The organism is Paeniroseomonas aquatica (genome assembly GCF_030409335.1).
Classification (GTDB): Bacteria; Pseudomonadota; Alphaproteobacteria; order Acetobacterales; family Acetobacteraceae; genus Belnapia; species Belnapia aquatica.
In genome coordinates this window covers 133,581-144,192 of record NZ_JAUFPN010000038.1, presented here as the reverse complement: position 1 = coordinate 144,192, position 10,612 = coordinate 133,581, and the positions used below count along the sequence as shown (strand labels likewise).

General features: G+C 72.1%; 9 protein-coding genes and 2 tRNA genes. 9 read left to right on the top strand and 2 right to left on the bottom strand.

Annotation, left to right across the window (positions count from 1 at the left end; genetic code table 11):
* The first annotated feature begins 191 nt into the window (after positions 1–191).
* Positions 192–268, top strand: a tRNA-Met gene (locus QWZ14_RS05035).
* 219 nt (positions 269–487) lie between these two features.
* Here QWZ14_RS05035 and QWZ14_RS05030 read toward each other — a convergent pair.
* Positions 488–561 (bottom strand) — tRNA-Gln (locus tag QWZ14_RS05030).
* A 172-nt stretch (positions 562–733) separates the two neighbouring features.
* Between QWZ14_RS05030 and QWZ14_RS05025 the strand changes: the two genes are divergently transcribed.
* From QWZ14_RS05025 to QWZ14_RS05005, 5 genes are all read left to right on the top strand, one after another.
* Positions 734–1,879, top strand: a complete 1,146-nt coding sequence (locus QWZ14_RS05025; protein ID WP_290315470.1) for a Ppx/GppA phosphatase family protein — start codon at positions 734–736, stop codon at positions 1,877–1,879.
* 13 nt (positions 1,880–1,892) lie between these two features.
* Positions 1,893–2,561, top strand: coding sequence for an RlmE family RNA methyltransferase (locus tag QWZ14_RS05020; protein ID WP_290315469.1), 669 nt, complete (start codon positions 1,893–1,895; stop codon positions 2,559–2,561).
* 64 nt (positions 2,562–2,625) lie between these two features.
* Entirely contained in the window at positions 2,626–3,459 is an 834-nt protein-coding gene (gene cysE / locus QWZ14_RS05015; RefSeq protein WP_290315467.1) for a serine O-acetyltransferase, read from the top strand.
* Positions 3,460–3,607: 148 nt separating this feature from the next.
* The gene (gene guaB / locus QWZ14_RS05010; RefSeq protein WP_290315466.1) at positions 3,608–5,146 is read left to right on the top strand and encodes an IMP dehydrogenase; all 1,539 of its coding nucleotides are present in this window, start codon (positions 3,608–3,610) and stop codon (positions 5,144–5,146) included.
* Between the two features lie 102 nt (positions 5,147–5,248).
* Positions 5,249–5,557 carry a hypothetical protein gene (locus tag QWZ14_RS05005; protein WP_290315465.1) on the top strand — a complete coding sequence of 103 codons (309 nt, stop codon included), beginning with the start codon at positions 5,249–5,251 and terminating at the stop codon, positions 5,555–5,557.
* A gap of 39 nt (positions 5,558–5,596) precedes the next feature.
* On the opposite strand, the gene QWZ14_RS05000 is transcribed toward QWZ14_RS05005, so the two are convergent.
* Positions 5,597–6,382, bottom strand: a complete 786-nt coding sequence (locus QWZ14_RS05000) for an SDR family NAD(P)-dependent oxidoreductase (RefSeq protein ID WP_290315464.1) — start codon at positions 6,380–6,382, stop codon at positions 5,597–5,599.
* A gap of 341 nt (positions 6,383–6,723) precedes the next feature.
* Between QWZ14_RS05000 and QWZ14_RS04995 the strand changes: the two genes are divergently transcribed.
* Genes QWZ14_RS04995 through guaA form a run of 3 tightly spaced genes read left to right on the top strand, consistent with a single transcriptional unit; the run spans position 6,724 to position 10,295 of the window.
* Positions 6,724–8,049: an RsmB/NOP family class I SAM-dependent RNA methyltransferase gene (locus QWZ14_RS04995; protein ID WP_290315463.1), complete on the top strand. Its 1,326-nt coding sequence runs from the start codon at positions 6,724–6,726 to the stop codon at positions 8,047–8,049.
* Between the two features lie 40 nt (positions 8,050–8,089).
* The gene (locus QWZ14_RS04990) at positions 8,090–8,674 is read left to right on the top strand and encodes a GNAT family N-acetyltransferase (protein ID WP_290315462.1); all 585 of its coding nucleotides are present in this window, start codon (positions 8,090–8,092) and stop codon (positions 8,672–8,674) included.
* Between the two features lie 46 nt (positions 8,675–8,720).
* Entirely contained in the window at positions 8,721–10,295 is a 1,575-nt protein-coding gene (gene guaA / locus QWZ14_RS04985) for a glutamine-hydrolyzing GMP synthase (protein ID WP_290315461.1), read from the top strand.
* The last annotated feature ends 317 nt before the right edge of the window (positions 10,296–10,612 follow it).

Below are 10,612 nucleotides of genomic sequence, written 5' to 3'. Positions count from 1 at the left end.
TGGCCGCGCCTATAGCCCCATGGGGCAGGGGTGGCCAGGGATTGCCGGTCCGATGGCGGGATTGTCGGATAGGCCGGCCCTCGGCATCGCGCGCCGGTGAACCGGCGACACCCTTATCTGGAGCTGACCCTGTGGGCGGCCCGTCCTTGGGACTTGCGCCATCCGGCAAAACGTCCCATACCGCGCGCCGCGCCTGGGTAGCTCAGCTGGTTAGAGCACGGCACTCATAATGCCGGGGTCGCCGGTTCAAGTCCGGCTCCAGGCACCATTTCATGGTGCCGATTTTCCGAGACATGGGGCTGCCGCGGCAGCGGTCGCGGCCACGGATCTTGCGCTGGCGTCGATGGGCCGGCCTGGCGCCGCAGGCGCACCTCGCCATCGGCGCGCCTGATCCCCATATCCGCAGATGATGTGATTCAAGGCGCCGCTCGGGCCTAGCTCCGCGGCGATGCGGAGGAGGCCATGGCGATCGGTCGCGGCGGGGAGGTGGCTGGGGGACCTGGATTCGAACCAAGACTGCCCGAGTCAGAGTCGGGAGTTCTACCGTTAAACTATCCCCCAAGCGGGACCCGCGGTGCGTCTCCGTACCGCGGGCGCCGCCAGTACCACTTCCCCACGGCCCCTGCAACCCGCTGCCCGCGGAAAGCGCTTGCCCCGGGGCACGCATCCCCGGATCATGGGGATCGGGTGCCGCAGCAGGCGTTACCCGCCGGGAATACCCAGGCCCACCACGATGCCGGATGATGTCCAACCGCTGCGGCTGCCAGAGCCCCCCTTGCCTTCCCCGGCGTCACCTGCATCCGCCGGTCAGCCCGGGGCGCCGGCGCTGCTGGCCGCGCGCTACGCCGTGCCGCCCGCCCCGGCCTATGCCGCGCTCGACCTCGGCACCAACAACTGCCGCCTGCTGATCGGCGCCCCGACCGGGGCGGGGTTCCGCGTGGTGGACAGCTTCAGCCGCATCGTGCGGCTGGGCGAGGGGCTGGCCGCGACCGGGATGCTGGCCGAGCCGGCCATGGACCGGGCCATCGCCGCCCTCGGCGCCTGCGCCGAGAAGCTGGCCCGCCGGCCGATCCGCGCGCTCCAGGCGGTCGCCACCGAGGCCTGCCGCCGCGCCGGCAACGGCGCCGCCTTCCTCGCCCGCGTCGAAGCCCAGACCGGCCTCCGCCCCCGCATCATCTCGGCGCGCGAGGAAGCCGAGCTGGCGATGGAATCCTGCGCCCCGCTGCTGGAGGAGACCGACCGCCGCGCCCTGCTCTTCGACATCGGCGGCGGCAGCACCGAGATCGCCTGGATCCGCATCCCGCCGCGCGGCGGCCGCCCGGCCGGTGCGCCGATGGCGGAGCTGATCGGCTACGTCTCCCTGCCGCTCGGCGTCGTCACCCTGGCGGAACGCGCCGGCGCCTCCTGCTTCACCGAGGAGGGCTTCCACGCGGTGGTCGAGGAGGTGGCGACCCACCTGCTCGCCTTCGACCGGGTGCATTGCATCGGCCAGGAGATCCGCGCCGGCGGGGTGCGGCTGATCGGCACCAGCGGCACCGTGACCACGCTCGCCGGCGTCGCCCTGGCGCTGCCGCGCTACCGCCGGCCGCTGGTCGACGGCCGGACCCTGGACCGGGACGTGGCCGACCAGGCGCTGGGCGACCTGTTCGCGCTCGGCCGGGCCGGGCTGGCGGCGCATCCCTGCGTCGGGCCGGAACGGGTCGACTTCGTGCTGCCGGGCTGCGCCGTCTATGCCGCCATCCGCCACGTCTGGCCGCTGCCGGCGCTGACCGTCGCCGACCGGGGGCTGCGCGAGGGGATGCTTCTGCGTATGATGCGGGCCGACCGCCAGCCCAACCGGGAGGCGCGCGCCAGCCCGCCGAAGCGGGCCTTCACCTGAGTATCGCCAGCCCATGAAAAGCCCCACGCCGGGCGGCCGCGGCCTGACCACCCGCCTCAAGACCGCGAAGAAGCGCACCATCGGCAGCCAGAAATGGCTCGAGCGCCAGCTGAACGACCCCTATGTGCGCGCCGCGCAGCAGCAGGGGCTGCGCTCGCGCGCCGCCTTCAAGCTGCTGGAGCTCGATGAGAAGCACAAGCTGCTGAAGCCCGGGCTGCGCATCGTCGACCTCGGCGCCGCGCCTGGGGGCTGGACCCAGGTGGTGGTGCAGAAGGGCGGCAGCCGGGTGGTGGCGCTCGACCTGCTGCCGATGGACCCGCTGAACGGCGCCATCATCCTGCAGGGCGACTTCCAGGAGCCGGCGGCGGAGCAGGCGGTGCTCGCCGCACTCGACGGCCCGGCCGACCTGGTGCTGTCCGACATGGCGCCGAACACCACCGGGCACAACGCGACCGACCATCTCCGCATCATCGGCCTGGCCGAGCTGGCGCTGGACTTCGCCCTGAAGGTGCTGGCGCCCGGCGGCGGCTTCGTCGCCAAGGTCTTCCAGGGCGGCACCGAGAAGGGGCTGCTGGACCTGCTCAAGCGCAATTTCAGCCAGGTGAAGCACGGCAAGCCGCCGGCCAGCCGCAAGGACAGCGCCGAGCTCTACGTCGTCGCCACCGGCTTCCGCGGCCGCTGAGGGGGTTTTCGCCGGGCGGTCACGTCCCGATATGCCGGGGACCGCTCCGCGAGGACCCGACCCGATGCAGCAAGCCCCGCCGAACGGCGACCTGGCCGACGACAGCCTGACCTGGGCCGCCCTGCAGGCCCAGGCGGCCCGCACCGCCGCCGCCGAGCCGCTGCTGGGCGGCTTCCTGCATGCGGCGGTCCTCAGCCGCCCGAGCCTGGCCGAGGCGCTCGGCGCGCTGCTGGCCGAACGCCTGGCCGACCCGCTCTTCGGCACCGAGCGCCTGGCCCGGCTCATCGCCGAGGCCATGGCGGCCGAGCCGGCGATCGAGGCCGCGGCGCTGGCCGACCTGCGGGCGATCGGGGCGCGGGACCCGGCGGCGGCCTGCGGGCTGCTGACCCCCTTCCTCTACTACAAGGGCTACCACGCGCTGCTGGCGCACCGGGTGGCGCATTGGCTCTGGCAGCAGGGGCGGGCGCCGCTGGCCTATTTCCTCCAGGCCCGGGTCGCCCGGACCCTGGCCATCGACATCCACCCCGCCGCCCGCTTCGGCCATGGCGTCTTCATCGACCACGGCACCGGCGTGGTGGTCGGCGAGACCGCGGTGGTGGGCAACGACGTCTCGATCCTGCAGGGGGTGACGCTCGGCGGCACCGGCAAGGAGGCCGGGGACCGCCATCCCAAGGTGCGCGACGGGGTGCTGCTGGGCGCCGGGGCGAAGCTGCTGGGCAACATCGTCATCGGCCGCGGCGCCAAGGTCGGCGCCGGCAGCGTGGTGCTGCGCGACGTGCCGCCCTGCGCGACGGTCGCGGGGGTGCCGGCCCGGGTGGTCGGCTGGTGCTCGGAGGCGGTGCCGGCGCTGGCGATGAACCATGCGCTGCCGGTCGAGGAGGGCGCCCGCCGGGCCTGACCGCCGCCGCGCCGCCGCCACGCGGGGCCGGTATCATCCGGCTGCAACGCTCCGATGCTGGACGCGGCGGAGCCTCTGGGGGTAAAGGGGGCCGCCAAGGTAGCGGATCGCCCGCCCCCGCGACGTATCTCGCGCGAAAGGTCCCCCCATGGCCCCCGAATCCTCGGTCGAAACCGGCGCCACCGCCGCCCCGGCCTTCACCCCGCCCAGCTTCCGCCGCGCCATCACCATCGAGGAGGCCTATGCCTTCGACGACGTGCTGCTGGTCCCGGCCTATTCCGCGGTGCTGCCGCACCAGACCGACACCCGCACCCGGCTGACCCGCGAGATCTCGCTGCACATCCCGCTGGTCGCCGCCGCGATGGACACCGTGACCGAGGCGCCGATGGCCATCGCCATGGCCCAGGCCGGCGGCATCGGCGTGGTGCACAAGAACATGACTCCGGAGGAGCAGGCCGGGCAGGTCCGCCGGGTCAAGAAATTCGAGAGCGGCATGGTGGTGAACCCGGTCACCATCCATCCCGACCAGACGCTCGCCGACGTGCGGGCGCTGCAGGAGCAGTACCGGATCAGCGGCATCCCGGTGGTCGAGCGCGGCTCGGGCCGGCTGGTCGGCATCATCACCAACCGCGACGTCCGCTTCGCCACCGACCCGAGCACCCGGGTCTACGAGCTGATGACCCGGGACAACCTGATCATCGCCAACGGCGACATCTCGCCGGAGCAGGCGCGCACCCTGCTGCACCGCCACCGCATCGAGAAGCTGCTGGTCACCGACGAGGGCGGGCGCTGCGTCGGCCTCATCACCGTCAAGGACATGGACAAGGCCCAGGCCAATCCGAATTCGGTGAAGGATGCGCTCGGCCGCCTGCGGGTCGCCGCCGCGACCGGCGTTGGCGAGGACGGCATGCGCCGGGTCGAGGCGCTGGTCGCCGCCGAGGTCGACGTGGTGGTGGTCGATACCGCGCACGGCCATTCCGGCGGCGTGCTGGCGGCCATCGAGCGCATCAAGCGCATGTCGAACGCGGTGCAGGTCGTGGCCGGCAACGTCGCCACGCCGGAGGGCGTGCTGGCGCTGATCGCGGCCGGCGCCGATGCGGTGAAGATCGGCATCGGCCCGGGCTCCATCTGCACCACCCGCATCGTCGCCGGCGTCGGCGTGCCGCAGCTCACCGCGGTGCTCGAGTGCTCGGCCGCGGCGCGGGAGAAGGGCGTCCCCGCCATCGCCGACGGCGGCATCCGCACCTCGGGCGACATCGCCAAGGCGATCGCGGCCGGCGCCGACTGCGTGATGATGGGCAGCCTGTTTGCCGGCACCGACGAGGCGCCGGGCGAGGTCTTCCTCTACCAGGGGCGGTCGTACAAATCCTACCGCGGCATGGGCTCGCTCGGCGCCATGGCCCGCGGCAGCGCGGACCGCTACTTCCAGCAGGACGTGCAGGACCAGCTCAAGCTGGTGCCGGAAGGGGTCGAGGGCCGGGTCGGCTACAAGGGCCCGGTCGGCAACGTGGTGCACCAGCTGGTCGGCGGGCTGCGGGCGGCCATGGGCTATACCGGCAACGCGACGGTCGGCGAGATGCAGACCAATGCCCGCTTCCGCCGCATCACCGGCGCCGGCCTGCGCGAGAGCCACGTGCACGACGTGGCGGTGACCCGCGAGGCGCCGAACTACCGCCAGGAGAGCTGAGCGCCGCAGCGGCCGCCGACCCCAGGCCCCAGGCCCCAGGCAACGGGATCGGCGCTGCGGCATTGGACTGGATGCGAACCGATCCGAGGGGATCCGCGTCCCATGCCCCATGCCAGCTTCATCCCGGCGGCCCATCGGGCGGCCGGGCCCGCGCCCTTCCGGCGCATCGCGGATGCCCTGCTCGAGGAGCGGGACCACTGCCTCCCCGGCGCCGCCGCAGTCCTGCCCGATGCCCCGGAGGTCTCCGGCTGGCACAGCCTGCTGTCGATGACCTATGCCGTCGAGCAGTGGTTCTGGGATGCGGTGATCCGCGCCTGGCGCGAATGGCCGCGGGCCTTCACGGCCGAGACCGCGCAGACCCTCGGCTGCGAGGGCTATGCCTATCTCTCGGCCATCGCCCCGCCGCTGTAGCGGGGGTGCCGGGCGGCGTCGGGGCCGCCCGGCGCCGGGTCAGGGCTGCATGTGGCTGCCGCCCGAGACCGTCATGTTCTCCCCGGTGATGTAGACCGCGGCGTTGGAGACCAGGAAGCAGATCAGCGGCGCCACCTCGGAGGGCTCGGCGTAGCGGTTCAGCGGGATGCGGGACATGGTCGTCTCGGCGAATTTGTCGGAGCGGATCACCTCGGTCATCGGCGTCACCACCGTGCCGAAGCCGACCGAATTGCAGCGGATGCCGTAGCGCGCCCATTCCCGGGCGCCGGTCATGGTCATGCCGAAGAGCCCGGCCTTGGCGGCGGAGTAGTTCACCTGGCCGATGCTGCCGCGCTTGCCGGCGGTGGAGGAGATATTGACGATGCCGCCGGTGGTGCCCGCCGGCTGCGGCATCTCCGCCTTGGCGCGCTCGATCATGTGGCGGCCGACGCCCTGCATCATCAGGTAGCAGCCGGTCAGGTTCACATCGATCACCGATTGCCACTGCTGCATGGTCATCTTGGCGAACATCGCCGGGCGGGTGATGCCGGCGTTGTTCACCAGCCCATGCACCGCGCCGAAGCGGGAGACCGCCTGGGCGACGCAGGATTCGGAGAAGCCTTCCTCGGCCACGTTGCCCTGGACCGCCAGGATGCGCCCGGCATCCATGGTGGCGGCCGTCGCGGCCAGCGTCTCCGGGTTGCGCTCGACCAGCACGGCATTGCCGCCGAGGTCGAGCACCAGCTCGGTGATCGCCCGGCCGATACCCTGGCCGGCGCCGGTGACGATGACGGTGCGGCCGGTGAGATCCATGGGATTGCGCATGTCGGTTTCCTCCCGCGGTGGATCCGCGTTGGCCGCAGTCTGCGCGGCGGGGCCGGGCTGGCCAAGGGGCGAGGCTGCCATGCCGCCACGGGGCGTGACCCCGGGGAGGCGGCCGGGCTATGCTGGCGCTTCCCCCCGTACCGCCGGAGAACCATCATGCCCCGCGCACGGGCCGCCGCATCCGATCCCTATGGCCTGCCGTCCGGGGCCGCGTTCATTTCTCCGAACGTCCCGGGCCCCTATGCTGCGGGACGCCCCGGCGCGCGGATGAGCCGCGCCGCCCGGGCGGACCCGGCCGCGACCATCCATCCCGATCCTGCCGCTTCCGTACTGGCCCTCGCATGACCCCCGCCGCCCGCCTCGCCGCCGCCATCGACCTGCTGATCGCGGTGGAGAGCACCCCGCGCCGCCCGGCCGATGCCACCGCCAACGACTTCTTCCGCACCCGCCGCTACATCGGCGGCGGCGACCGCCGCGCCATCGCCGAGCTGGCCTGGAGCGTGGTGCGCCAGCGCATCCGTCTCGACTGGTGGCTGCACCGGGTGAAGTGCAACGTGACGGCGCGGATGCTGGTCGCGGCCGAGCTGCTGCTGGGCAAGGGGCTCGACGTCGCCGCCGTGCTGGCCAGCTTCCCCGGCGGCCAGTACGCCGCCGACCCGCTCGACCCGATCGAGGAGCGGCTGCTGCGCCAGCTCGACGGCACCCGCTACGGCCCGGGGCTGATCCATCCGGCCATGCCCGAGGCGGTGAAGCTCGACCTGCCGGACTGGGTGCTGGAGGGCTTCCGCGGCCGCTTCGGCGACCGGCTGGCCGAGGAGGCCGCCGCCATGGAGGGGGAGGCGCCGCTCGACCTGCGCGCCAACCTGCTGCGGACGACGCGGGAGGGCGCCGCGGCGGCGCTCGCCGCCGAGGGCATCGAGACCCGGCCGACCGCATTCTCCCCCTGGGGGCTGCGGCTGCCCGCCCGCCGGCCGGTGACCCAGACCAAGGCCTTCCTCGAGGGGCTGATCGAGGTGCAGGACGAGGGCAGCCAGCTCATCGCCCTGGTGACCGATGCGCGGCCGGGGATGCGGGTGCTGGACCTCTGCGCCGGGGCGGCGGGCAAGACCCTGGCGCTGGCCGCCACCATGCAGAACCGCGGCCGCATCACCGCCTGCGACGTCTCGGTTCCCCGGCTGGAGGGGGCGGTGAAGCGCCTGGCCCGGGCCGGGGCGGACAACGTCGAGCGGCACCTGCTGGAGCCGGGCGACCGCTGGGCGAAGCGTCGTGCCGGGCAATTCGACCGGGTCCTGGTCGATGCACCCTGTACGGGTACAGGAACCTGGCGGCGCAATCCGGACGCAAGGTTGCGGACCCATCCCATCGATCTCACGGAATTGTGCGTGAAGCAGCGCGATATTCTGGAGGTCGGCGCTGATCTGGTGCGGCCCGGCGGGCGTCTCGTCTACGCTACGTGTTCGCTGTTGCCCGAGGAGGATGAGGTCCAGATCGAGGATTTCCTCGCCCGCCACCCCGATTTCTCCCCCCACCCCCTGGCCGAGGCCTGGGCGGAGGCGGGGGGAGCCGGGGCGCCGCCGGCCGAGGGACCCTATCTGGTCACGTCGCCCGCCCGGCACGGCACCGACGGCTTCTTCGCCGCCGTGCTGCAACGCCGGCCCCAGGGCTAGTTCGAGCCGGGCCTTTTTCGAGAGGGAGGAAGCGCGTCGCATGATCTGCATCCGTCGCGCCCGGCCTGCGGACGCCGCCGCCATCGGCGCCGTGCATGTCGCCACCTGGCGCACCGCCTATGCCGGGGTATTGCCGGACGGCTACCTGACCAGCCTGTCCGCGCTGCGGCATGCCGCGGGCTACGAGACCTCGATCGGCGACCGCCGCCACGGCCATGCCGTCTTCGTCGCCGTGGCCAAGGGCGCCGATGCCCCGGCCGGCACCCCGCCGGGCGAGGAGGAGGGCACGATCATCGGCTTCGTCTCCGGCGGCCGGTCCCGGCGGCCGGGCTTCGCCGACGGCGAGGTGGAGACCCTCTACCTGCTGGACGACTACCGCGACCGCGGCATCGGCCGCCGGCTGATGCGGGCGATGGCGGCGCACCTGGCCGTGGTCGGCTGCCGCTCGGTCATGCTCTGGGTGCTGAAGGACAACCCGACCCGCTGGTTCTACCAGCGGCTCGGCGGCCGGCCGATGGCGCGGGAGGTGATCCGCTTCGCCGGCGAATCCATGGAGCAGCTCGCCTTCGCCTGGAACCCGATCGAGGCGCTGCTGACCGCCACGGCCCCCGCCTCCGAGGCGTAACCAACGCACCGCTTGCCCCGCTCGCGCGGCTGTGCTGAGAGACGCCATGAACGCGCCCCTCGCCACCGCGGTCCTGCACGACCGCATCCTCATCCTCGATTTCGGCAGCCAGGTGACCCAGCTCATCGCCCGGCGCCTCCGGGAATCCGGGGTCTACTGCGAGGTCTGGCCCTTCACGGCCGATGAGGCGCGGATCCGCGCCTTCGCCCCGCGCGGCATCATCCTCTCGGGCGGCCCGGCCAGCGTGACCGAGGGCGCCAGCCCGCGGGCGCCGCAGGCGGTCTTCGGCATGGGCCTGCCCATCCTCGGCATCTGCTACGGCCAGCAGACCATGGCGCACCAGCTGGGCGGGGTGGTCGAGGGCGGCCATGCCCGGGAATTCGGCCGCGCCTTCATCGAGGTGACCGGCGACTGCGCCATCACCCAGGGCGTCTGGGCGAAGGGCGCGCGCGAGCAGGTCTGGATGAGCCACGGCGACCGCATCACCGAGCTGCCCCCAGGCTTCCGCGTGGTCGCGGCCAGCGGCGGCGCCCCCTTCGCGCTGATCGCCGACGATGCCCGCCACTTCTACGGCACCATGTTCCACCCGGAGGTGGTGCACACGCCGCACGGCGCCGCGCTGCTGCGGAACTTCACCGGAGCGGTCTGCGGCTGCGCCGGCGACTGGACCATGGGCGCCTTCCGCGCCGAGGCCATCGCCCGCATCCGCGCCCAGGTCGGCACCGGGCGCGTGATCTGCGGCCTCTCGGGCGGCGTCGATTCCAGCGTGGCGGCCGTGCTGCTGCACGAGGCGATCGGCGACCAGCTCACCTGCATCTACGTCGACCACGGGCTGATGCGGGCCAAAGAATCGGAACAGGTGGTCCGCACCTTCCGCGACCGCTTCAACATCAAGCTGGTCCACCGCGACGCCAGCGAGCTCTTCCTCGGCCAGCTCTCGGGCGTCACCGACCCCGAGGTCAAGCGCAAGACCATCGGCCGGCTCTTCATCGAGGTCTTCGAGGAGGAGCAGCAGAAGATCGGCGGCGCCGACTTCCTGGCCCAGGGCACGCTCTACCCCGACGTCATCGAGAGCGTCTCGGCGACCGGCGGCCCCAGCGTCACCATCAAGTCGCACCACAACGTCGGCGGCCTGCCCGCCCACATGCGGATGCAGCTGGTCGAGCCGCTGCGCGACCTCTTCAAGGACGAGGTCCGGGTGCTCGGGCGCGAGCTCGGCATGCCCGAGGAGATCGTCGGCCGGCATCCCTTCCCGGGGCCGGGCCTGGCCATCCGCATCCCCGGCGAGGTCACCCGCGAGAAGGCGGACATCCTGCGCCAGGCGGATACCATCTACCTCGAGGAGATCCGCAACGCCGGACTCTACGACGCCATCTGGCAGGCCTTCGCGGTGCTGCTGCCGGTGCGCACCGTCGGCGTCATGGGCGACGGCCGCACCTACGACAGCGCCTGCGCGCTGCGCGCCGTGACCAGCACCGACGGCATGACGGCGGATGTCTATCCCTTCGACATGGGCTTCCTGACCCGGGTGGCCAACCGCATCGTGAATGAGGTGCGCGGCATCAACCGCGTCACCTACGACATCACCAGCAAGCCGCCCGGGACCATTGAGTGGGAATGATGCGGTAGGCTTCGCGATGGTTCGAGAACTATCACGCGAACGGCACTAACCAACGAAAATCATTGAAAATCTCTGGTGAGATGCTTCGCGGGCTATCGCGCGCAAGCGCATTGATCTGACGTCATCATTGACGGTATCGTCTGGTAGTCACTACCAGCTTGCTGGGACTTGCCCGCCTGGAGAGCCATCAAACGTGATCCTATTTCCACGGTCAGGACACTGATTCGATTAACCATTTTTGAAAGCCTGACGGTATCAGCTCTGACGGTATGGACGGCCCTAGAGCGGGGCGTATCGTAGTCGCTGAGGAGGATGCC